Origin of the sequence: Acinetobacter radioresistens DSM 6976 = NBRC 102413 = CIP 103788 (assembly GCF_006757745.1) — a bacterium.
Taxonomy (GTDB): Bacteria; Pseudomonadota; Gammaproteobacteria; order Pseudomonadales; family Moraxellaceae; genus Acinetobacter; species Acinetobacter radioresistens.
The window spans coordinates 413,966-437,429 of record NZ_AP019740.1 but is presented as its reverse complement, the minus strand read 5'-3'; the positions used below and the strand labels follow the sequence as shown (position 1 = coordinate 437,429).

Below are 23,464 nucleotides of genomic sequence, written 5' to 3'. Positions count from 1 at the left end.
GTTACCTAATAGATTGCTTTACTTCAATACAACAGGAGAAGAAGATAAAGCTCATCGGTTAGCACAATGAAAGTATCGCAATAATAAATGAGAAGTGTTTTCATTTGCAACCGTTATTTAATTTATTTTAACCAACTTTCTAATTCAGCAATAAAAAAAGGCATATCCCTAGATATGCCTTTTTTTAGTCAGACTTTAATTAGTTTTACTGAAAAACAACGGTCTTGTTGCCATCTACAATAATACGGTCTTCAAGGTGCCATCTCACTGCTCGCGCCAGTACGTGGCGCTCTACATCCTGACCAAGCTCACGCAACTGCTCTACTGTAAAGTCATGGCTCACCCGTTCTACATCCTGCTCAATTATCGGACCCTGATCCAGATCAGCAGTGACATAATGTGCTGTAGCCCCAATCAGTTTTACACCTTTGTCATAAGCTTGCTGATATGGATTAGCTCCTACAAATGCTGGCAGGAACGAGTGATGAATATTAATAATTTTCATCTCCCATTTGCTGACAAACTCTTCGTCCAGGATCTGCATATAACGTGCCAGTACCAACAGATCATTGCCCTGCATCAATTCATCAATCTTCGCATAAGCTTCACGCTTGTTTTCTTTATTGACGGGCACCACTTCAAATGGAATACCAAAGTTCTCTACTGCTGAACGCAGAGTCTCATGATTAGATACCACCTTGGTAATTTCACATGGCAGAGCTCCGCGGGCATGACGCCATAGCAGCTCGAGCAAGGCATGGTCGACTTTAGAGACTAAGATACCCACTTTTTTCACATCACTGACAAAAGCCAGACGCCAGTGCATGTCATAACGCTGGGCTACATTCACAGCAAAGGTCTGGATCAGTGTTTCCTTACGGGTCTGCAAATGTTCAAGTTCAAATTCAACACGCATGAAATATCGACCGCCCTGCGCTTCAGTTGCATATTGATCAAGTGCGGTAATATTTGCTCCCTGATGATACAAAAAGCTCGATACAGCCTGCACAATGCCCGGCTTGTCTTCACAAGTAATCAGGAGTCGTGCTGTATTGGCAGTGGTCATGTTCATGTCGGTTGATATCGCTTATAAGTCAAATTAAAAACAAGCCGCATATTCTAGCGCGTTTTTACGGCGGGCAGAATAGTTATGAAAAAAGCTGTATGCTATTTTGCTGAAGACAGGCTGGCAAACAGTTCTGAAGAGCCGAAGGTTTCAAGCAGACGCTCATAAGTCTCACGACTTTCTCCCATGAGGTATGGCCCTTCCAGAAAGACCATCTGGCGCAGCGCCTGCCATACCCATTTTTCTTCAAGATGGTTGCTGTCACTGATGTGGCCAGACATATACAGGAAATTGGTCCAGTTGGTCAACACAATCCACAGGTTAATAATGAGTGCCTCAATTTCTGAAGCAGTCATTTTCATTAGCCCTGCATCGACAAAAGCCTGATAAATTCTCTGGCCCTGCTGCATGACCTGGCCGGCAAAGCGTGGATACATCTTTCTAAAGTCATCATTGTTTTCGACCAGATGATAAACATCCCGATGCAAAAAGCGGTATTCCCATAACTGGCTGCTAAGAACCTGAAAATAACGAATCTTGTCATTGGCATTCAACTGACGGTCATCTGGCAGAGACAGCATGTCGAGTGTCTCTTTCTGGTATTGTTCCATCAGTTCCTTAATAATTTCCTGCTTGTTGCGAAAATGGTAATACAGGTTACCTGGACTGATTCCCAATTCGGCTGCAATATGGTTGGTGGTTACAGAACGCTCTCCACGCTCATTAAAGAGTTGCAAACTGATCTGCAAAATCCGGTCTTTAGTTTTCATGGTCTTGGAGTGGGACATTCTTAATAACCATCTATTTCAAAAAGTTAGTGGACTAACACATAAAGTGACTTGACTATTTAGAGCATTTACTCTAAAAAATTAAATATTAGATTTTATTTAATGGTAGCGTGTCATGAATAGTCAAACAAAAACAACTCAAATGACTCCACATTCACCTGATATTCAGCATATGCAAGACTTGCTTGAACATCAGAGATTGGCGTATCAGCGTCATCAGGTACCTTCGGCCAAAGAACGTATTGACCGCCTGTCCCGTTTAAGACGCGTACTGGTAAAATATCAGGACCAGTTTGCAGACGCAATCAATCATGATTATTACAACCGTTCAATTGGTGAAACTAAAATTGGCGAGCTGCTGACCTGTCTTGAACATATTAAATATTATAGCAAGCATTTAAGCCAGTGGATGAAACCATCTAAACGTCATGTTGCCATGATTCATCAGCCTGCCAAGGCATGGGTACAATATCAGCCTATGGGCGTGATCGGCATTATTGCGCCTTGGAACTATCCCCTACTTTTATCCATAGGCCCATTAATCTGCGCATTGGCAGCAGGCAACCATGCCATGATCAAGATTTCCAGCGCGTCTTCAAATTTTGGCCAGATTCTGGAACGAGCTCTGGCAGAAGCTTTTCCGCAAGATCTGGTCGCAGTAGTCAATGGAGGCGGCCCTATTTCAGATGCCTTTAGCCATCTGCCTTTTGACAAGATTATTTTTACTGGCTCAACCGCAGTAGGTAAAACTGTAATGGCAGCAGCAGCTGAAAATCTGGTACCAGTCATTTTAGAACTGGGCGGCAAGTCACCAGTGGTAGTACACCCTTCCATGAATATGAAAGATCTGGCACAGCGGATCGCTGTGGGCAAACTCTGGAATGCTGGACAGACCTGTGTTGCACCAGACTACATGTTTCTACCCAAAGGTAAGACAGAGGAATTTATAGCAGAATTCCGTACGATTGCCACGACTATGTATCCTCATTTACGTAATAATCAAGATTACACCTCCATCGTAAATGACAAGCAATACCGCCGGGTACAGAGTTATTTAGATGATGCGCGTGAACAGGGTGCGCAGATTGTGGAAATTAATCCAAAAAATGAACTGCTGGAAGATGTCTATAAAATTGCACCGACCCTAGTGACTGGGGTCACCAGTTTTATGCAAATCATGCAGAATGAAATTTTTGGGCCGGTACTACCCATCATGGAATATGATCAGATTGATGAAGTGATTGAGTTTATTAATCAACGTCCACGCCCACTTGCGTTATACTATTTCGACTATGATTCAGCACGCGCTGATTATATCGCACAGCGTACGCATTCCGGACATTTTGGTATGAATACCGTATTAACTCACGTTGCTCAGGATGACTTGCCTTTTGGTGGGATCGGGGCCTCCGGTATGGGTAAATATCATGGACCGGAAGGCTTCTTCAGTTTGTCGCATGAACGTTCAATGATGTCAAATTCCAAGCTCTATAGCTTAAAATTTATTCTGCCACCATTTAACAAGCCGCTCTACAAATTGATTTCAAAAACACTGTTGCGTTAAATGATCAAGGCATGATCTATCACACCAGATCATGCTGTGTTTTAACCGAATTCGCTTGTCTTTTAATCGGATTTTTGGTATAAAACGCCCCTTGAATGAATTCATCCGTTTATTTTATGACTGGCCACACATTTGCTGCTGGCTAAATCAATGGAGTTCCACCATGTCTAAGGTTTGCCAAGTTACCGGCAAGCGTCCAGTCGTTGGTAACAACGTCTCACACGCCAACAACAAAACCAAGCGCCGGTTCGAGCCGAACCTGCACCACCACCGTTTCTGGTTAGAAAGCGAAAAGCGTTTTGTACGTCTTCGTCTGACCACTAAAGGTATGCGTATTATCGACAAATTGGGCATTGAAAAGGTTGTAGCTGATCTTCGTGCTCAAGGCCAAAAGATCTAAGGAGTCATTGCAATGCGTGACAAAATTCGCCTAGTTTCGTCTGCTGGTACTGGTTATTTCTATACCACGACTAAAAACAAACGTACAATGCCTGAAAAAATGGAAATCAAAAAGTTTGACCCAAAAATCCGTCAACACGTGATTTTCAAAGAAGCTAAAATCAAGTAATCTTGATGAAGCGCCAAGAAACGATCTCCCTAGAGGTCGTTTTTTTTTGCATTTTTTTTGCTTGACTTGCTACACTTTTTATATCAATAGATTTTGGCATCTTTTGTGCTTTATTTTTATTATTTTCTTTTCACCTCCATCTTTAAGGAGTAGGTAGTGCCTCATGACGTAGATCTCATTATTTTACTGGCAGTCGGTTTTGGTATTGCTCTGATCTTTGGCTATATTGCTGCCCGTCTACGCCTTCCTCCCCTGATTGGCTATCTTATTGCCGGTATCATTATTAGCCCCAACACCCCAGGTATGGTGGGTGATATTCAACTGGCCAACCAGTTAGCCGAACTTGGTGTAATGTTTCTAATGTTTGGTGTGGGCATGCATTTCTCGCTTAATGACCTGCTTCAGGTTAGGCGAATTGCTGTGCCAGGCGCAATTTTACAGATTACAGTAGCAACACTGCTGGGAATCGGTATTAGCATGTTATGGGGCTGGAGTTTCGGCTCAGCTCTGGTCTTTGGTTTAAGTCTTTCCTGTGCCAGTACAGTCGTTTTACTTAAAGCACTGGGTGACCGTGGCCTGCTCGAATCAGTCAACGGCAAAATTGCTGTAGGCTGGCTACTGGTTGAAGATCTGGTTATGGTACTGGTATTGGTGCTGCTTCCTGCTACTGCAGTGCTTTTAGGCGGAACACCACTATCTGATGGTAGTGGCGATGAAAATATCTGGCTTACTTTAGGTCTGACTTTACTTAAAGTGACCGGTTTTATTGCTTTTATGCTGATTATTGGAAAACGCCTAGTCCCAATGATTATGCAGTTTGTCGCACGTCTGGGTTCTCGTGAACTTTTTACTTTAACTGTGGTTGCTGCGGCAGTTTCAATTGCTTATGGCTCATATGCGGTTTTCGGCGTATCGATGGCACTGGGAGCTTTCTTTGCCGGTATGGTAGTCAAGGAATCAGATTTTAGTCATCGTGCTGAAGAGGAAACCTTACCACTGCGTGAAATTTTTTCGGTACTGTTTTTCGTTTCAGTTGGCATGTTATTCGACCCTCGGATTCTAGTCGAAGAACCTGTTCACATTTTAGGTGTAGTCGCCATTATTATGATCGGCAAGACACTGGCAGCGATGGCACTGGTCCTGTTCTTCCGTTATCCGATTAATACAGCCCTGACTGTCGGTGCCTCACTGGCACAAATTGGTGAATTCTCTTTTATCCTGGCCACATTAGGCTTATCTTTAGGTCTGCTTAGCCTGGAAGGCCAGAATCTGATTTTGGCAGGGGCCCTCATTTCGATTAGCCTGAACTCATTTATTTTCTCTGCCATTGAACCAGCACAGCGCTGGATTCGTGAACGATCTCATTTAGCCCGGCTACTGGAGCGTAGCGGTGACCCGCTTGCGATGCTACCGGATGAAGTATCTCAGGATTATCTGCGCGACCAGGTGGTAATTGTTGGGCATGGGGAAGTTGGCCGTCGCATCACTCGCACTTTAATGCAAGAGAATATCAAAGTTGTTATTGCTGAAGAAAACCGCGAAATAGTAGAGAAATTACGTGAGCGGGGTATTGCTGCGGTCAGTGGCGTTGCAACTGAGCCTGGTGTATTGATACAGGCCCATATTATGCATGCACGACTGTTAGTATTGTCGCCCATGGACATTGTAAATGTGCATCGTATTATCGATATTGCCAAACAGCTAAATCCACAGATTCAGGTACTGATCTGTGCGGAAAGTAAGGAAGAGGCTGAAGTTATCCGGGCAGAAAATATTGGCGAGGTATTCTTTGCCAAAGAAGAAATGGCTAAAAATATGAGTAATCATATCTTGAACCAGATCGAAATTGCGCACCATACAGCCCCGACACACTAGTTAAAATGTTTAAAAAAGCGTACTTTGATGTACGCTTTTTTAGTATAAATTCTAAGTTTCCAGTGCTTACTAGCTCAGGTATTTTGGTTTTTCATCAATAACCTGAGCCTGCCACTGATTAACCTGTTTTTCAAGCAAACCAAATAATGCGGCCTGTATCATATGCTGTGCTACTACAGCAGTTTCATCACCAAGCAAGGCTTTAACTTCATCATTAAACTGGATTTTAACCAAGGGTTCTTTTTCTGAACCTGCATTGCGCAATGCCAATTCACCACCTTCGAGCTGTACCAGTTCCAATACTGCTTCCTGATTACCAAATAATTTTTTCAACTGTTGTATAGACATAACTCCTCCATGCTCCGACATGGTGGCAAAGCATTGATACTTTGCATCTCGAAATATTTATATAAGAGCGGGTCAATCAAATTTCAAGTCTATCCAATAGACCCTTTTAGAACTCAACCATTTCATTACGAAAACCATCAATCAGCTGGGTCAGTTCACGGTGCCATTCCCGCAGAATTTTAACATCTGGCAACCAGCTTTGTGGGCCTTGGGTGACTTTAATAATCAGATTGGATGAGGTCTCTTCTTCAGGTACAGGAGCATTAGGTTCAGGTGCATACTGGCATAAGCGATAAGCCCGCTTAAGCTCGGCAATAAAGCCATGTTTGGCCAGTTGCTGCATAACGACCACTTCAGGCGAAACCTGTCCTTTATCTGCCATCTGTTCCTCAATTGACTTTAAGGTAGGCTGTGAATCATTTAAGCGGTAATAACGGGCCAGTTCCTGTAAAAATGCCAGTAATGAACCATGCAGATGAAACACAGCAGCCTCACGATAAGCCTGTGCCTGCTGTACATGCTCAATCTGCTCTGCCTGCTGGCAAGCCAGACGTGCAAAATAGAGTTTCTGGTTAGTACGGTCAGCATGAAAGCGGGCAACACGGGACATGAAAAGTCTTCCTAAATTTTGTTTTTACTTACAAGATTAAGATAAACAGAATTAGCCGGGATTCACAATAAGAATTATGGATGAGTAACATAACCTGGATAGATTTTTTCTTTTGAATGATATGACTACATTGCTCTATAGTAATATTTTATTGATCGCTATCCATCTCAGCCAGAGAGTATTCTTCCACAATATAGGGTATATCAGATTTACTCCAATTATTCCAAGTATAAAAAAGGAGCATTATCTGCTCCATCTTTATTTAAGCCTTAGGCTTGTCTTCCGCAGCTTTTACGCGAATACCATGACCATGCAGTCGCAAGGTATTGAGACCCTTGATTGCTTTTACAGCTTCACGCCCATGTGGCATTTCAACAAAGGCAAAGCCTTTAGACTTGCCAGTTTGTGCATCAAGTACTAGCTGGCAGGAGTCAACCGTACCATAGGCCTTAAACAGCTCTAGCAGTTCAGCTTCAGTGACGGTACGTTCCAGGTTGCGTACTAAAATTTTCATAAATTACCTTTTCCAGCGGCAGGTATGTAACATCAAAAAGTATATGCCTATTCTACTTTTCGAGTGCATTAGCACAATCTGACTAGTTTAATCGAGATCTATACCAAAACCTAAATTTATTGCAGCTGAATTATTCCAGCGTTTTTGCACAAAACTGCGCGATGACGGTTGATGGATCTGCACATCGACCAGTGATTCAGGCAAGTCATTTAAAAAATAACTTTCAATGATACGGCCCTGTTCATCATATTTATCTTGTGCCCAGCTACTGAATTCCTGCTTGGTCAGAATCAGCTCATCCTGCGCCCGGGTCAATGCTACATACAGAACACGGCGCTCTTCTTCTACTTGGTCAAAATCACCCTGTGCACGAGCATGTGGATACTGACTTGGTGAAACATGAGGAACGTAACAGACTTTTTGCTCTGCTCCCTTGGCAGAATGGATAGTAATCAGGGTAACCAGATCCTGATCAGTGCTACGCTCCACTTCTGACACCGAAATAGGCTCCAGTACATATTCTTCAAGAAAACCGGCCAGGCTGTTATGTTTACGGGCTAATTGCTTGACCAGATCAAAGTCTTTCAGACGTCTGGACCATTCTTTGTTTTTGTAATTATCTTCTAGCTGTTCAGAGAGTGCTTCTACAGCAAGACTGATACAAACCTCGACTTCATGTTGTAAAACATCTAGCTGTTTCATCATCAGTATTGCTTTAAGTTCTACCCGGCCATGCTGTTCCAGCCGCTCACAACGCATATCAATATCAGACAACTGAATCAGTTCATGAGCGAGCTTGCTGGCACCTACATCTCCTACACCATTCCAGAGCGTCAGAAAACGCATCCAGGCAATATCATCCTGTGGATTAGCTACCACCCGCAGCATGCTCAGCATATCTTTTACATGCGCAGATTCAAGCAGTTTTACCCCACCCACAAATTTATAGGGGATATTGGCATTGATTAATGCCGCTTCCAAATGCCGTGCAGTAAAAGAAGAACGTACCAAAATCATATGCTCATACCACTGGGCGCCTGTGTATTGACGCTTGATCAGATCTTGAGCGATCCAGTTAGCCTCTTCAAATTCATTACTGAACAGGTGCAATTGTGGTTTTATTCCGCGGCCTCGAGCGGCAATCAGATGTTTATCGTAATGAAGTGGACTTTTATCAAGCAGCCAGTTAGATAAATCCAAAATCTCCTGAGTAGAGCGGTAATTAAAATCCAGATTTAATACCTCGGCATCAGGCACATGTTCTTTAAAATGATGGATATTCTCAAAATCAGCCCCCCGAAAGCCATAAATCGACTGTGCGTCATCACCCACACAGAATAGTTTGATTTTACCCACCAAGGGCTGTAGTAAAGCCCATTGCAGCGGATTAGTATCCTGCATTTCATCAACCAGCAGAACTGAACACAGTCGGGTTACCCAGTTAACCAGTGCTTCTGAATGTTGTAAGTGCACCGCTACAATTGCCAGAATATCATCATAGTCCAGAAAATTACGCTCACGCTTTCGCTGTTCATAAGCTTGCATGAGTTCAGCGATCTGTGCCTTATGTTCCAAAGCATCTGGCCATTGCTGTGCAATTGCTTCACTCAGTTTGTTCCGGGTATTACGGGCATATGAATAAATATCACAAAGCTGTGCTGCCTTGGGCAATACACTCTCTTTATCTTTGCCACGTAACAGCCGGAACATCAGTATCTGGTCATCACGGTCAATAATACTGAACTGGCCCAGTCCAAATGCCTGAGAATTACGGCGCAGCAGGTACATACAAAAGGTATGGAATGTTGAGGCACGCAGACCCCGGGCTTTTGCTCCGAGGTGCTGCTCTACCCGAGTGACAATTTCACTCGCAGCACGACGGGTAAAGGTCAAGATCTGAATCTGGTCAGCGGGTATACCCTGATCAATCAAGTAAGCAGCCCGGGCTACAATTGTTTTGGTTTTGCCACACCCGGCACCCGCCAGGACCAGACAATTCTGGGCAGTGGTGGTAGCCGCCTGTTTCTGTTCTAGATTTAACTCATCAATCAGGGTACTTAAACTCATGCTATCTGTTCATCCGCACTTGAAGCACCAGTTTAGCAGAGCCAATATAGAAAGGCAGGCTCATCTACCCTGCTTTTCAGCCAGTTTTAAAATACGACCGATATTTTCGCAAGTACGCTCCAAATTAATGGCTCCATTTTGGCAAGCTGCGATAATATCGCTGCACTGGTCCAGAATTCCGAAAATTGCAGTAAAACCTTCTTCATACAGAGTGTCAGCTTGTGGGCCAATACTCCCCGCACAGGCGATCACAGGTTTACCATACTGTCGAGCCAGACGAGCGACTCCCACCGGAGTTTTACCAAAACAGGACTGTTCATCCAGTCTCCCTTCACCAGTAAAAATATAGTCAGCCCGGGCAATATATTTTTCCAGCTGGGTTTCCTGTATAACCAGTTCAACACCTGACTGAATCCGGGCACCCGTAAAAACTAACAAGCCAAATCCAAGCCCCCCTGCCGCACCTGCGCCAGGAACTTCGCGTTTTCTCAGGTTTAACTGCTGTTCTACAATATCTGCAAAATGGCTGAGGTTATGATCTAGTTGTAAAACCATATCAGGCGTAGCACCCTTTTGCGGACCAAAAATATAAGAAGCTCCCTGCGCTCCAGTTAACGGGTTATTGACATCACTGGCAATAATAATTTCTGTAGACTTCAAGCGTGGGTCCAGTCGAGACCAGTCGATTGTTTTTACCCGATCAAGTTCCCTACCCCCTAAAGATACTTCATGGCCATTATTATCATAAAAATGTACACCTAGTGCCTGCGCCATACCTGCTCCGGCATCATTAGTAACACTCCCACCGAGCCCAATAATAATTCTGGATACACCTAATTCCAGTGCCAGACGAATCATCTCACCAGTACCATAGGTTGTGGTTAAAATCGGGTTACGTTCTGCCGGAGTAAGCAGATGAATACCATTGGCTTTAGCCATTTCAATCACAGCAGTCTGGCCAGCATCGATAAGACCAAAATAGCTTTCAACTTTCTGGGCAGGTAGAGGACCCGTGACCTGACATTTAACTTGCTGTCCCTGAGCAGCGGCAATCAGTGTATCTAATGTACCCTCTCCGCCATCTGCCATAGGAACTTTTATAAACACAGCTTCAGGAAATATTTTACTGAGTCCGTTTTGCATGGCATGACAGGCTTGTAGTGCAGTCATACTTTCTTTAAAAGAATCAGGAGCAAGTACAAAGGTAGGTGCCATAAAGTTTTCTTTTTGTGGATAAATTTAAACTTTCAATGAACAGAAAGAGGCTTATGTCTCTTTCTTGTTTTAAACATCTGCCGAACTTTTTGGAATACGCTTAATCGCAGCTGCCAGTGTTAAATAGTTAACTCCCTGAAAAAGGATATCGACAGCCAGAAACAAGCCTAACACCCAAAACGGCGCATCGGGCGACATCAAAATGATAATACCGGTAGCCAGAGTCAGCAGCCCGGAAAGCAGGATCCAGCCCCAGCCTATTAAGGGTTTTAATATAAAAGCATTTACACTTCGAATTACGCCGGCAATGATCAGAAAAATAGCCAAAATATTGGTCAGGACAATTGCTGTTTTAACTGGTGTACTAAAAGCATAGTAACCGGCTACCAGATAAAGAATTCCAAACAGTGCCCACAGCCAGCGTGAACCGCCTCTAAAAATTTTAAAGGCAGCAACAAAGTGCAAGATACCGCCTATCATCATCAAGATACCGAACAAAAATATTACGGACAACGTTGCGAAAGGCAAGGAGGCTAATAGTAATATTCCGAATAGCACCAGAAGGATACCAATACCTAAATACCATTTACGATTTTCATGTAATTGATGCCGGATGAGATCATTGCCTACAGTTTTCATTTTCATTACTCTTCTAGTTATTAAGTCTTTAACTACTGTAAGTAACAAGTCATCACTTGTCTGTATAAATAGTTTTTATACCGGTTTCATGCATTGTGGATAAGTTGGTTTTTATCCCCAGTTTATTTTAGCCAGCCAATTTCTGTAGCTGTTTGTCGACTAACCATCGTTTGCTGGAGGTTTTCTGCCATTCTGCTTTTATCGGCTGAAAGCGGAATATGGCCAGTCATAATCTCGGCACGCTTTTGCGGATATAAAGGTTGAAGATGAGGATCAGCATAACCTTGCGGATATAAAGGTAAACCAGTATTGAGATCATATTTATCGGATGCTCCAAATGCATGGAGCAACTCATGCGCTAGCACAATCTGATTCTGTTGTGCCTGCTTACTCGAAGCAAACAGATTGACTGAGCCGATCCGGCCTTTTTCAAGTGCTGTAGAATGTTTTAGTATCCGGTTAAATTGAGGATCATAGAAGTTCAGATAGAGCGTTACACTGGGGGAGCCTTCTTGGCTCATCGAATTTTTCCAAGCATAAAAGCGGAATTTTAAACTCCACAATATGACATCGATTAAACCCGCCTGTTCAGGAACTTTAGGTGGAAGCTGTTGTAGAGGCCGGCCCAACTGAAAATAAAAATAAACTGGTTGTATCCGGTACGGAGCGGCAGCATTGCTGAGATACTTCTGTATATCTTTAAACTGATCGATTGTGAGCTGATCAATATACTGCTGTGTTGAACTACGCTGGTCAGCATTAATAGGATGTAATAAAACAGTCACCGGGCGGTCCCAGTTCTGGTTCTGGTCACGCCAGGCATTTATGGCAACCACCAGCAAGATCAGCAATAAAACTACAATCCGAATACTTTTCCACACTGCTGTGCTTCCCCATCAATTTCTTAGAGATTCTATTATTTTCTTTTGTTTAGTCATAAAAAATGCCAGTCGAAACCGGCATCTTTTTAGTTAGATATCAGGCTTCGGTCCATTTACCATTTTGGAAGACTAAACTCCATTTGGTCTGTTTACCTTCTGGTGTTTCAGAGCCGATATACTGCTGTTGGTTTTTACGGCTGAATTTTACCACTGTCGGGTTACCTTCAGGGTCAGTATCAGGTGCCTGTAATAGAAACTGATATTTCGGATCCAGCTGTCCGGCTACTGTACGCAGCTCGGCAACTTTAGGTGCCCGGGTTTCACGGATTTTTGGAAACTTACTGGCTGCCAAGAACAGACCGGCTGCCCCATCGCGTAGGACAAAATAGTCATCATGCTTGGTGGAGCGCAGATGCTCCATCTTGATCGGATCAACACGCGGTGGCGCAGGCTGCCCGTTTTTCAAAACTTTACGGGTGTTGTCACAGTTATTGCAGGCAAAGTATGGACCGAAACGTCCAGTCTTAAGCTGCATTTCACCATCACATTTATCACATGGAATTGTTGGGCCATCATAACCCTTAATCTTGAACTCACCTTCTTCAACTTCATAACCGTCACAATCCGGATTATTGCCACAGATGTGCAGTTTACGACCACCATCGATCACATAGCTGTCCATAGCAGTTCCACAGATCAGACAGCGTTTTTTCGACATCAAATCGGCTGTTTCTGCTCCATCATCATCAGATAGTGCGGCCAGTGACTCAACTGGTACAAGATTCAATGTACCCTTACAGCGTTCTTTAGGGGGAAGGTTATAACCTGAGCAGCCCAAGAATACACCGGTGGTTCCGGTGCGGATCTGCATTGGACGATCACATTCCGGACAATGTACGTCAGGCACTTCAACCGGCTGATTACGACGCATCCCCTGATCACCCTGTGCATTATTCAGCCGCTGCTTAAAGTCACCATAGAAACTGTCCAGTAGTTCCTTCCAGTTGCGTTCGCCTGTCGCGACTTTATCTAGCTGTCCTTCAAGGTCAGCAGTAAAAGCATAGTTCATCAGGTTATTGAAACTTTCATCTAAGCGATCAGTAACAATCTCACCCATTTTTTCTGCATACAGACGGCGGTTTTCCAGTTTGACATAACCACGATCCTGAATTGTTGAAATAATCGCAGCATAAGTCGAAGGACGGCCAATTCCGCGTTTCTCCAGTTCTTTTACCAGAGAAGCCTCAGTAAAACGGGCGGGTGGTTTGGTAAAATGCTGACTAGGGTCAAGTTTCTCCAGTTTAAGCACTTCACCCACTTTCACAGCAGGAAGCAGTACATCATCATCAGATTTGTTTGCACCACGAATTTTAGTAAAGCCATCAAAAACCAGAATTCGGCCTTTGGCTTTCAACTCGACATCAGAAGCCGTGACCGTAAGAGTAGATGATAAATATTCGGCTGGTGTCATCTGGCAGGCTACAAACTGACGCCAGATCAGGTCATATAGACGCTGGGCATCACGCTCTACACCTGCAAGCTGGTCACCTTTAAGCTCTACACTCGATGGACGTATTGCTTCATGAGCTTCTTGTGCCCCGGCTTTACTGCCATAGCGGTTCGGTTTTGCCGGTAAATATTTATCACCATATTCACTTTCAATATGGTTACGTACCATTTTAATCGCGTCATCACTCAGGAAGGTTGAGTCCGTACGCATATAAGTAATGAAGCCGCCTTCATATAAGCGCTGGGCCAACATCATGGTTTTCTTGACTGAAAATCCGAGACGTGTGCTCGCTGCTTGTTGCAGGGTAGAGGTAATATAAGGCGCACTCGGATTAACCTTGGTCGGCTTGTCTTCACGCTGCGCTACGGTAAACTCGGACTTTTTCAGTACTTCAAGCAGCGTATCAGTCTGGGCCTTATTTTTTAGTTTTAAGGTTTTACCCGCCTGTTTTACGGCTTCCAGACGAATCTGGTCTTTTTTAGACAGGGTATCAGCAAATACCTGCCAGTATTCTTCAGGAATAAAGGCACGGATCTCCCGTTCACGCTCAACCACCAGTTTGACTGCAACAGACTGTACCCGGCCCGCCGACAGGCCACGGGCAATTTTTTCCCATAGCAAAGGCGAGATCATGAAACCTACAACACGGTCGAGGAAGCGGCGTGCCTGCTGGGCATGAACCTTATTGGTATCCAGGCGACCGGGCTGCTTAAATGCTTCCTGAATGGCATTTTTAGTAATCTCATTAAACACTACACGCTGGTAGCGCGATTCATCACCACCAATTACTTCTTTCAAGTGCCAGGCAATTGCCTCACCTTCTCGGTCCAAATCCGTTGCGAGATAGATTTCATCAACTTGTGATGCCAGCTTCTTTAACTCAGAAACTACATTTTCTTTACCTGGTAGCACTTCATAATGCGCTTCCCAGCCGTGTTCAGGGTCAACCCCCATACGGTTGATCAGAGCCTGCTGGGCCTTTTTAGCCTTGTCGGCTTCGGTCAGTTTGGTCCGGACAGCCGGTTTTTTGTCGGTATTTTTGGCTGAACCACCGGTAGGCAGGTCACGCACATGGCCAACAGAAGATTTAACAATGTACTGCGAACCCAGATACTTGTTGATGGTTTTCGCTTTTGCAGGCGACTCCACAATCACTAAGGCACGCTTGTTGGCAGCACTTGACGAACTTGCTGAGGTGCTTTTGGATGTGGATCGAGGAGCATTCGCCATAATTAACTGTTATTCCTGTAGATAAATTAAGAGATTAGTGAGCAGCCAAAGCATGCAGATAAGCTTTGATATCTTCTAACTGTGTAGCCCTGAGATCAGTTTCTTCATCCCAGTAAATTCCAACACAGTTTGCCTGCATATCAATAGCATAAATCCCTTTTAATGCAATGGGAGAATCATCCAAGCTTTGATCTCCCTCGATGACTTTAAGTTTCTGGTCAACAACACGCGCCCGCATTAAAGGCAGACGGGCATCTGGAATCAGGATGCTGTAATAAGCCACCATACTGGCACGGTTTTCTGTAGCCATCGGAATTTTAGTCCAGGCAGGGGCTGCAACCAGTCGCGGATGCAGGCCAATCTTACGGGCTTTTTCTCGCATCAGGCCGAGTGCTTTTTCTCGCGGGCTAACTCTTAACCCGACAATAGATCCAAACACAAAAACAATAATGACGATTGCGACCCAAATTCCAACGTTTTCCATAGTTCAACCTTTTTATTCCTTTATTAGAGTTGCACAAGGCCAATATAAAACGCAAGTTTACTGAATAAATTAATGCTGGAGCTGTTCGGGACTATAAATGAAGAAAACATATGATTTCTGTATAAATTTGTGTTTTTCAATATAAAAAGCATTTAGTACCAGATTTCCAGCTGTTCAAATTAGCTTCTGTTTTAGGCGGCCTAACAGTTTAAAATGCCTTCTCTTCATCTAAATCTATTGTTTCAATACTGATTTAAACTTAGTTCTAGCCCAAAAGTTTTAACATTCAAGGTATTAATGCAGTAGAATTTCCGGACTATAATGCATTTTATATCCATCCCAATAAATATAGCCTTTTTCAAGCATTTCCTTCAGTAGCAGCTGGATATTTTCCTCTGGAAAAATGCTTTTTAACAAATCACGCAAGGCATAGATATTGTCAGGTTTTTTATGTCCCGCCTGATCCAGCTGACGTATAATCTGCCATTGCAGCGGATCAATACGGGCAAATTCTGAATACAGGTCTTCCGTATGGCGCTGCTGTTTTAAAGCAGCTTCGAGTGATGCAGATGAATTTGTTGAAATTTCAGTAGTGTGGATATCAAAAGTTTCAACAGAAGGCTGTGAAGGTAAAGGCATCGTGTGCACTTCCGCCTGCATATACTCTTCAAGCTTTAAGTTCAGCCAGTGTGCCAGTATTCTTTTTCGATATGACACGTGTCCATCCTGTGACCTGACAATTTTCAGATTGATCAATAGCCCCACCAGCTGCTGTGCTGTTTCAGCGAATATATTCAAACTACTGATAATTGAATGTTTTAAGCCCTGTATAGTTGCCGGTTTACCCTGCATTTTCCCTAACAGATCACAATATTTTTTAACGAGCTGCAGCTGAGGCTTTTTTTCAAAGGCTTCTCTGCTCGGCAACCTGTAAATTACGGTTCTTGACTTCTGTTTTGCGGAAGCTTCCATTTTTATCAGGCTGCAACTGACTGCCGAAGCGCCCAGCAGCTGCACCAGTAACTCACTTTCTGGCATTGCTGAAATAACATCAACATGCACTTCAGCTTCCAGAAGAGCCAGACACTGCCCCACGGCTAACGCATATTCAAACTCTTTAAAATCTGCTTCTGCAGTTTCCAGTACCACAATCCGGCCTGACTGAATCCAGCCAGCCAGCTCTGTCAGGTCAACCAGTGCATATTCAAACTGTTTCTGGCAGTTGAACAGATACAGAGTTGAATAGTGCTGAAGCAGTTCACGCAGCAGACTGGCAGCCGGCTTATTTTTTTCAAGATCAAAGAGTATGACTTTATTCATGGTATTTCAGCAGTTGTAACACAGCGCGCTGCATTACAGCTGTATTTCAGTTCAAGGTCAAATGAATTTCAGATTAATAGTGTGGAGGAATATTGGTAGAAGGATCAAACGGGGCAATCCCTTCTGAAAGATCAGCAGCTTCAACACGCTGATAAAGTAGCTGCATTTGCTGCTTCAGATGGGTAATCTCGACACTCTGTCGGGTGACCTGTTCATTGAGCTGTTCAACTAAATCATCCAGAAATGCAATTCTTACTTGCAAATCTTCAATGGGTGCGGAAAATGTCGCCTGATTATTATGGTATGTTTGTTTAGTCATTTAATACTCCTCACGGATTTTTTCAGGAAACACTATGGCCTATATTACTTTAAGGGATGTCCAGCTTGCATTTGGTGGACCCGCCCTACTCGATGGCGCGAACTTTACATTAGAACGTGGCGAACGGGTATGTTTGATTGGCCGTAACGGTGAAGGTAAGTCTACTTTACTTAAGCTGATCGAGGGAAGCCTGCTACCTGACCGTGGTGAAGTTTCAATACAAAATGGCGTAACAATTTCAATGCTGGCTCAAGATGTACCGATGGATTCGGGCAAGGTTGCTGACATTGTAGCCGACGGAGCAGGCGAAGCTGCCCAGGTACTCAAGGATTATCATGAAGCCAGTGATGCCTGCGTACTTGGTGATATGGAAGCCTGTGACCGTATGGGCCTGCTACAGCATAAAATGGATCAGCTTGATGGCTGGGCATTAGAAAACAAGGTCAATAATATTCTTAGCAAGATGGGCTTAGATCCGGATGCTGATCTGGCTGATCTGTCAGGTGGACGTAAGCGCCGGGTTCTTTTGGCCCGTGCACTGCTTACCCAGCCGGATGTACTGCTGCTTGACGAACCCACCAACCATCTGGATGTCGAGAGTATTGAATGGCTAGAAAAATTTCTTATGGATCAGAATAATCTGACCTTACTGTTTATTTCACATGACCGTTCTTTTGTTGACCGGCTGGCTACCCGTATTGTTGAACTTGACCGTGGTACCCTGCGCAGCTTTGAAGGAAATTATTCACGTTATCTGGACCTGAAAGCCCAACAGCTTGAAGCAGAAGAAAAACAAAATGCCCTGTTCGAGAAAAAACTGGCTGAAGAAGAAGCCTGGATTCGTCAGGGTATTAAAGCCAGACGTACCCGTAACGAAGGCCGTGTCCGTGCATTAAAGACTTTACGTGAAGAATCCAAGGCACGCCGCTTCCAACAGGGCAAAGTCAATATGGGGGTACAGGAAGCTCAACGGTCTGGCAAACTGGTATTTGATATTGAGCATCTCAGTGTTTCTTATGATGACCAGGTGTTAATTAAGGATTTCTCGGCGATTGTACTGCGTGGCGACCGTATTGGTCTGGTCGGCGACAACGGTGTGGGCAAAACCACCCTGATCAAGGCAATACTCGGTGATATTCCACATCAAGGTACAGTCAAGGTCGGTACCCAGCTAGAAGTGGCTTACTTCGATCAGCTACGTAACCAGCTTGATCTGGAGAAATCAGTTTCAGAGAATGTATCCGAAGGCTCAGATTTCGTCGATGTAAATGGCCAGCGCCGTCATATTTACAGTTACCTGCAGGACTTCCTGTTTTCACCAGAGCGTGCCCGCACACCAGTTAAAGCACTATCAGGAGGAGAGCGGAACCGCGTATTGCTGGCTAAATTACTGCTTAAACCGTCTAACCTGATTGTCATGGACGAGCCAACCAATGACCTCGATATGGTTACATTGGAGCTGCTTGAGGAAATGCTGGCTGAATATAAAGGTACGCTGCTTCTGATCAGCCATGACCGTGCCTTTATGGATAATGTCGTAACATCGACTTGGGTCTTTGATGGCAAAGGCCACATTGAAGAATATGTGGGTGGCTATCAGGATTATCTGATGCAGCGGCCAGACCAGAAAGTAGTAGACCAAAAAGCGGATGTAAAAAAAGCTCAAGCAAAAGCAGAGACCGTAACCATGCCTAAAAAGGCAAAGCTGAGTTACAAGGATCAGCGGGAACTGGAACAGCTCCCTGCCGAAATTGAGCAGCTTGAAGCGGAACAGGCTCAATTAAATGAAAAACTGGCAGATGGTTCCTGGTTTGTAACAGATGCAGATGCAGCAACACAGGCTTCACAGCGTTTGTCAGAAATTGAAGAGCTCTTGCTTGAAAAACTGGACCGCTGGACTGAGCTTGAAGCAATGTCGCAAAACGGCTAAACAAATAGCCTGAACTTGTTACCAGATACAGGTTCAGGCTTCAATTTTCAATTTGAGTTCCTGCTGTTCCAGGAGCCGCTGCTTTAATAATTCTTCATACAATTCAAAATTCTCCAGATCAAAACATACCAGTGCAACTTCCTGTACTGTTTCCGAATTTTTTAATAGTGGAATCAGAGTATCAATAGCTATGGCAGCTGCTTCCACCTTAGGAAAGCGATATACACCTGTTGATATGTTGGGATAGGCAATGCCAGTCAGATAGTGCTGTTCAGCCAATGCAAAACTGTTTTGGTAAGCCTGCGAGAGTAGTGTACGCTCATTTGCCTTTCCCTCTTCCCATATTGGCCCGACAGTATGAATCACATACTGGGCTGGCAAGCGGCCCCCAGTTGTCATTACAGCTTCACCGACTGTGCAGCTTCCTTGGCGTGCCCTAATCTGTCTGCACTCTTCAATTATATCAGCCCCACCAGCCTGATGAATGGCACCATCTACACCATGACCTCCCAGCAGGGTACTATTGGCTGCATTTACTATGGCATCAATTCTAATTCCGGTAATATCTCCATGAATCAGACGAAACTGTTTCATGTACTGTCTCCTTCTTTATTTGAATTTTTGTTCTTTCATATTTAGCGGTAAAACACGTATGTAACCAGATAAGAAGTGCTACCAATTAAGTGTTTCAGGTAACGGACAGCGGTTTTTCTTTTCAAAAACAGTTCATGCTAAACTGTCGGCACTTTTGAGGCACAGTATTGTCAGGATTTATGAGCAAGAAGCAGCACTATACGCCAGGTGAATTTCAGTGGTCTTTTTTGTTACCACAGTATTGGGGCATTTGGCTTGCGATTGTCTTTCTGATGTTACTGGCAATACTACCTTGGGCAGTCCAGCACCGTATGGCAAAATTTCTGGGCAATGTAGCATTTGAACGGCTAAAATCACGTCGAAAAACTACTGTCCGTAATCTTGAAGTATGCTTTCCAGAGTGGACAGAGGAACAAGTTCAGCAGCAGGCCCGTGAGGTATTTATTGACATGATGCTGGGGGTTTTTGAAACCTTGAATGCCTGGTATAGCCCTACCTGGTTTAATGGCCGGGTGAGTATTGAAGGACTTGAATACTTAAACCAGGCACAAGCCCGACAGCAAGGTGTATTACTGCTTGGTACCCATAGCACCTTGCTAGATGCTGGCGGTTATATCTGCTCTCAATATTTCAGTCCAGATGTGGTGTACCGCCCTCAAAATAATCCGCTTTTAGATATGCTGATTTACCGCTGCCGGGCAACCATCTATACCCATCAGATTGATCATGATGACATGCGCGGCCTCATTCGACACCTGAAAAATGGCCGTGCGATCTGGTATAGTCCGGATCAGGATTTTGGATTAAAACAGGGTGTAATGGCGCCTTTTTTCGGAGTGCCTGCCGCTACAGTGACTGCTCATCGGCGCTTATTGAAAATTTCCAGGGCAGTTGCCATCCCCTTATATTTTTATCGTTATGGTGATATTAAGGATCCCAAGTACCGTATCTTGCTTGAGCCCGCACTTGAGCAGTTTCCAAGTGAAGACGAAGTAGCTGATGCAACCCGGGTAAATTCCATTATTGCGCAACAGCTACGGATTGCGCCTACACAGTACATGTGGTTTCATCGCCGTTTTAAAAGCCGTCCAGAAGGCTATGACAAAATTTATTGAGCTATTGAAAATAGTAATTCAACAGTGCAATGAGCCCCCTATTTAACAAGAGAATAAATATGAAAGTGATGCAACTGCTTCCAGAGCTCAATAGTGGCGGTGTAGAGCGCGGGACACTTGAAATTGCACGGGCACTGGTCAGCCAAGGTCATCAATCTCTGGTCGTGTCCAATGGTGGCCGGCTGGTGGCCCAGTTAGAAGCCGAGGGTTCTACTCACTTAACATTGCCTGTTCACAAGAAATCATTGTCCAGTTTATGGCAAATTCGCTCACTTCGAAAATTAATTATGCAGTATCAACCAGATATTGTTCATGTACGCTCGCGCGTACCGGCTTGGCTGATACATTTTGCCCTACGCGGCATACCCGCTTCACAACGTCCACATCTGATCAGTACTGTACACGGATTTTATTCAGTTAACCGTTATAGTGCGATCATGACTCAGGCAGAGAAAGTCATCGCAGTTTCCGATAGCGTGGTGCAGTACATTACTGAACATTATAAAAACTGCCCGCCTCAAGATATTGTACGGATTTACCGGGGTATCGATCCCAAAGCTTTTCCACATGGCTATCAGCCATCAGCGCAGTGGATTCATCAGGCTTTTGTAGATTATCCTCAACTTGAGCATAAATTTCTGCTCTGTCTGCCCGGACGGATTACCCGCTTGAAAGGTCATGAAGTACTCATTGAAGTGATGGCTGCGCTTAAACCCTTTTATCCACAATTACACGCTGTCGTTGTAGGCGGCGCCGACCCGAAAAAACAGGCCTATCTAGAAGAGCTGGCTAACACTATTCAAAACAAAGGACTGGGCGATGATATTACGTTTGTCGGCCATCGTTCCGATATCCGCGAATGGCTGGCTTTCTCAGATGTAGTGTTGTCACTTTCAACTCAGGCAGAAACTTTTGGTCGTACTGCTTTAGAAGCTTTATCAGTTGGAACACCAGTTATTGGCTGGAATCGCGGGGGTGTGGCTGAAATTCTGGCAGAACTTTATCCGCAGGGACTAATTCCCTCCGAAGATATGAATAATTTACTTGGCACCATTAAACAGCATATTGAACAGCCACAGCAGGTTTCACCTGTCACCCTGTTTAGCCTGAGTGATATGTGTCAGCAGACACTGGATTTATATCAGCAGGTGATCAATTCTAAAGAGCAGCAATATTGAAATACTGTAAACTAAAAGATTAATAGTATTTAATCTATCCAGTAGATTTTTAATACGGTTGCTTAAATTTCAAATGGCTTAAACTTGATTTCAAGCTATACTCTAAAACATAAACCCGAGTTCTGCTTCCTGCAAAACTCGGGTACATGAGGTTGTGCTTTCAACTTACTTTATTCTTATAGAGTGGTTTTCCCTACCAACATCTTATCCTTGATGTATACCATCAGCATTTAACTATCCTTAAGGGATTTTCCATTCCCAGTTCCTTGTGCTGATAGACTTAGAGTAAGCTATACTTTGTGTTGCTGCTAGCCGTTTGGCGCCTAAATCGATGTAAGCAATTTCGTACACTTTTCTATGGCTTGAAAGTAGGTGTAGGTACTTGTTCTTTATAAGGCTCTACAATTTCATCTGTTAATTTTTTTTCTTCCTGTTCAGCTTTGGCAACCCCCTGTTCGATGGCTTCTTGCGCTTCCTGCTCATCGGCTGCACTCTGCTCCAGTTCTTGCTGTGACTGCTCAAAAACGCGGCCACTTTGTAAAACGATATAAACTGGAAAGTGGTCAGAGCCGACATGACTTAGCCGCTGCATATCAACCAAAGCAAAATCAGTACTATGAAAAACATGGTCTAACGACCAGCGAAATAAAGGATAATTGGCATGAAAGGTATTTACAAAATGCCGGCCTACCCGCGGGTCCAGTAAACCGCTAATACGCTGAAACAAGCGTGTTGTACGTGACCAAGCCACATCATTTAGGTCGCCCATTACAATACAGCTCTTGTCCATGTCTTTAATCTGATCACCCACAATCAGCAGTTCAGCATCACGCAAGGTTGAATCTTTGGCCTCAGTTGGACTTGGCGGTTTGGGATGTAGACAGAATAGCTGTACCGGTTGTCCTGAACGTAAACGTACAGTGGTATGGATGGAAGGAATTTCATCACTTAAAATAAATTTGACTTCAGTATCTTCAAGCTTTAAACGGCTGTACAGATGCATGCCATATAAATTATCAAGTGGTACAGCTACCCGGAAGGGATAATCTTTTTCGATTCCTGATAGTTCATTTTGCCAGGTCTGATCAGTTTCCAAGGTAAGTACTATGTCTGGCTGATATTTTTGAATCTGCTCAATCAATAGGTGATATTGAGTATTAGGGGTCAGAACGTTCGAAACGATCAGTGAAATCTGCCGTTCGGGATCCAGCTGTTCTGGTTTGACCTTTTTGACCTGTTTTTTCCAGACAAATGTATAAGGCAAAACCATTTTTAGCTGATAGGCAATCGCTGCAATCAGGCCAACAATCCAGATTTCACGCCATATAGTCCAGTCCGCCTCCCAAACCAGCATTAAAACAAGTATGACCATACCTGCTGATAATAACTGTAGCCGTGGAAAATCTGCACCACGAATCCACCATTCGTCACGGGGGATCAAGGACCAGAAGCTGAGCCAGATCACCATACCGGCCATAATTTCTATCCAGATCATATTCACACCAATAATTTATAATTTTTTGAATAAATCAAACAAGTTAGCGTTCTACTATCTGCTCTATGTAGCACAGTTATAAAATTATTCACAATATTATTTATGTAGTGCTTGAAGTTGCAAACACTTTTGTTACACTCAAACCCCCTTTAAT

General features: G+C 43.9%; 22 protein-coding genes. 7 read left to right on the top strand and 15 right to left on the bottom strand.

What is annotated here, in order from left to right:
* Window positions 1–205 precede the first annotated feature (205 nt).
* On the bottom strand, window positions 206–1,072 hold the full coding sequence (gene purU, locus ACRAD_RS02025; protein ID WP_005404562.1) for a formyltetrahydrofolate deformylase: 867 nt from the start codon (window positions 1,070–1,072) through the stop codon (window positions 206–208).
* A gap of 95 nt (window positions 1,073–1,167) precedes the next feature.
* The gene (locus ACRAD_RS02020; protein ID WP_010699874.1) at window positions 1,168–1,854 is read right to left on the bottom strand and encodes a TetR/AcrR family transcriptional regulator; all 687 of its coding nucleotides are present in this window, start codon (window positions 1,852–1,854) and stop codon (window positions 1,168–1,170) included.
* Window positions 1,855–1,969: 115 nt separating this feature from the next.
* Between ACRAD_RS02020 and ACRAD_RS02015 the strand changes: the two genes are divergently transcribed.
* The 4 genes from ACRAD_RS02015 (at window position 1,970) to ACRAD_RS02000 (ending at window position 5,861) form a co-directional block, all read left to right on the top strand.
* A complete protein-coding gene (locus ACRAD_RS02015; RefSeq protein WP_005023304.1) occupies window positions 1,970–3,418 on the top strand; it encodes a coniferyl aldehyde dehydrogenase in 1,449 nt (482 codons plus the stop codon).
* A 163-nt stretch (window positions 3,419–3,581) separates the two neighbouring features.
* Window positions 3,582–3,818 (top strand): 50S ribosomal protein L28, encoded by a 237-nt coding sequence (rpmB, locus tag ACRAD_RS02010; RefSeq protein ID WP_000048256.1) that lies wholly within the window; start codon window positions 3,582–3,584, stop codon window positions 3,816–3,818.
* A 12-nt stretch (window positions 3,819–3,830) separates the two neighbouring features.
* Complete coding sequence (gene rpmG / locus ACRAD_RS02005) at window positions 3,831–3,986, top strand: 50S ribosomal protein L33 (RefSeq protein WP_001205031.1); 156 nt, start codon at window positions 3,831–3,833, stop codon at window positions 3,984–3,986.
* Between the two features lie 156 nt (window positions 3,987–4,142).
* On the top strand, window positions 4,143–5,861 hold the full coding sequence (locus ACRAD_RS02000) for a cation:proton antiporter (protein WP_005016649.1): 1,719 nt from the start codon (window positions 4,143–4,145) through the stop codon (window positions 5,859–5,861).
* Between the two features lie 69 nt (window positions 5,862–5,930).
* Here ACRAD_RS02000 and ACRAD_RS01995 read toward each other — a convergent pair whose 3' ends face one another.
* The 11 genes from ACRAD_RS01995 to ACRAD_RS01945 form a co-directional block, all read right to left on the bottom strand.
* On the bottom strand, window positions 5,931–6,209 hold the full coding sequence (locus ACRAD_RS01995) for a hypothetical protein (RefSeq protein WP_005016657.1): 279 nt from the start codon (window positions 6,207–6,209) through the stop codon (window positions 5,931–5,933).
* 106 nt (window positions 6,210–6,315) lie between these two features.
* Complete coding sequence (locus ACRAD_RS01990) at window positions 6,316–6,819, bottom strand: DUF6586 family protein (protein ID WP_005023301.1); 504 nt, start codon at window positions 6,817–6,819, stop codon at window positions 6,316–6,318.
* 262 nt (window positions 6,820–7,081) lie between these two features.
* Window positions 7,082–7,333, bottom strand: a complete 252-nt coding sequence (locus ACRAD_RS01985) for an RNA recognition motif domain-containing protein (protein ID WP_005016663.1) — start codon at window positions 7,331–7,333, stop codon at window positions 7,082–7,084.
* An 87-nt stretch (window positions 7,334–7,420) separates the two neighbouring features.
* Entirely contained in the window at window positions 7,421–9,400 is a 1,980-nt protein-coding gene (locus tag ACRAD_RS01980; RefSeq protein ID WP_005023296.1) for an ATP-dependent helicase, read from the bottom strand.
* A gap of 60 nt (window positions 9,401–9,460) precedes the next feature.
* Window positions 9,461–10,615, bottom strand: a complete 1,155-nt coding sequence (locus tag ACRAD_RS01975; RefSeq protein ID WP_005023294.1) for a glycerate kinase family protein — start codon at window positions 10,613–10,615, stop codon at window positions 9,461–9,463.
* A 69-nt stretch (window positions 10,616–10,684) separates the two neighbouring features.
* Window positions 10,685–11,254 (bottom strand): HdeD family acid-resistance protein, encoded by a 570-nt coding sequence (locus ACRAD_RS01970; protein WP_005023291.1) that lies wholly within the window; start codon window positions 11,252–11,254, stop codon window positions 10,685–10,687.
* A gap of 122 nt (window positions 11,255–11,376) precedes the next feature.
* Window positions 11,377–12,135 carry a hypothetical protein gene (locus tag ACRAD_RS01965; RefSeq protein ID WP_005023288.1) on the bottom strand — a complete coding sequence of 253 codons (759 nt, stop codon included), beginning with the start codon at window positions 12,133–12,135 and terminating at the stop codon, window positions 11,377–11,379.
* 97 nt (window positions 12,136–12,232) lie between these two features.
* Entirely contained in the window at window positions 12,233–14,875 is a 2,643-nt protein-coding gene (gene topA / locus ACRAD_RS01960) for a type I DNA topoisomerase (protein ID WP_005023286.1), read from the bottom strand.
* A gap of 34 nt (window positions 14,876–14,909) precedes the next feature.
* Window positions 14,910–15,359, bottom strand: coding sequence for an ammonium transporter (locus ACRAD_RS01955; protein ID WP_005016678.1), 450 nt, complete (start codon window positions 15,357–15,359; stop codon window positions 14,910–14,912).
* A gap of 294 nt (window positions 15,360–15,653) precedes the next feature.
* Window positions 15,654–16,679, bottom strand: coding sequence for a hypothetical protein (locus ACRAD_RS01950; RefSeq protein ID WP_005023283.1), 1,026 nt, complete (start codon window positions 16,677–16,679; stop codon window positions 15,654–15,656).
* A gap of 73 nt (window positions 16,680–16,752) precedes the next feature.
* Window positions 16,753–16,998, bottom strand: a complete 246-nt coding sequence (locus ACRAD_RS01945) for a SlyX family protein (RefSeq protein WP_005016680.1) — start codon at window positions 16,996–16,998, stop codon at window positions 16,753–16,755.
* Between the two features lie 34 nt (window positions 16,999–17,032).
* Between ACRAD_RS01945 and ACRAD_RS01940 the strand changes: the two genes are divergently transcribed.
* Window positions 17,033–18,928 (top strand): ATP-binding cassette domain-containing protein, encoded by a 1,896-nt coding sequence (locus ACRAD_RS01940; protein WP_005016681.1) that lies wholly within the window; start codon window positions 17,033–17,035, stop codon window positions 18,926–18,928.
* Window positions 18,929–18,961: 33 nt separating this feature from the next.
* Here ACRAD_RS01940 and ACRAD_RS01935 read toward each other — a convergent pair whose 3' ends face one another.
* On the bottom strand, window positions 18,962–19,522 hold the full coding sequence (locus tag ACRAD_RS01935) for an O-acetyl-ADP-ribose deacetylase (protein ID WP_005023276.1): 561 nt from the start codon (window positions 19,520–19,522) through the stop codon (window positions 18,962–18,964).
* 179 nt (window positions 19,523–19,701) lie between these two features.
* Here ACRAD_RS01935 and ACRAD_RS01930 point away from each other — a divergent pair, with 179 nt between their 5' ends.
* Both ACRAD_RS01930 and ACRAD_RS01925 read left to right on the top strand, forming a co-directional pair.
* On the top strand, window positions 19,702–20,637 hold the full coding sequence (locus ACRAD_RS01930; protein WP_005406023.1) for an LpxL/LpxP family acyltransferase: 936 nt from the start codon (window positions 19,702–19,704) through the stop codon (window positions 20,635–20,637).
* Window positions 20,638–20,696: 59 nt separating this feature from the next.
* A complete protein-coding gene (locus ACRAD_RS01925) occupies window positions 20,697–21,815 on the top strand; it encodes a glycosyltransferase family 4 protein (protein ID WP_005023271.1) in 1,119 nt (372 codons plus the stop codon).
* A 355-nt stretch (window positions 21,816–22,170) separates the two neighbouring features.
* On the opposite strand, the gene ACRAD_RS01920 is transcribed toward ACRAD_RS01925, so the two are convergent.
* Window positions 22,171–23,310 carry an endonuclease/exonuclease/phosphatase family protein gene (locus ACRAD_RS01920; RefSeq protein ID WP_010699875.1) on the bottom strand — a complete coding sequence of 380 codons (1,140 nt, stop codon included), beginning with the start codon at window positions 23,308–23,310 and terminating at the stop codon, window positions 22,171–22,173.
* Between the last annotated feature and the right edge of the window lie 154 nt (window positions 23,311–23,464).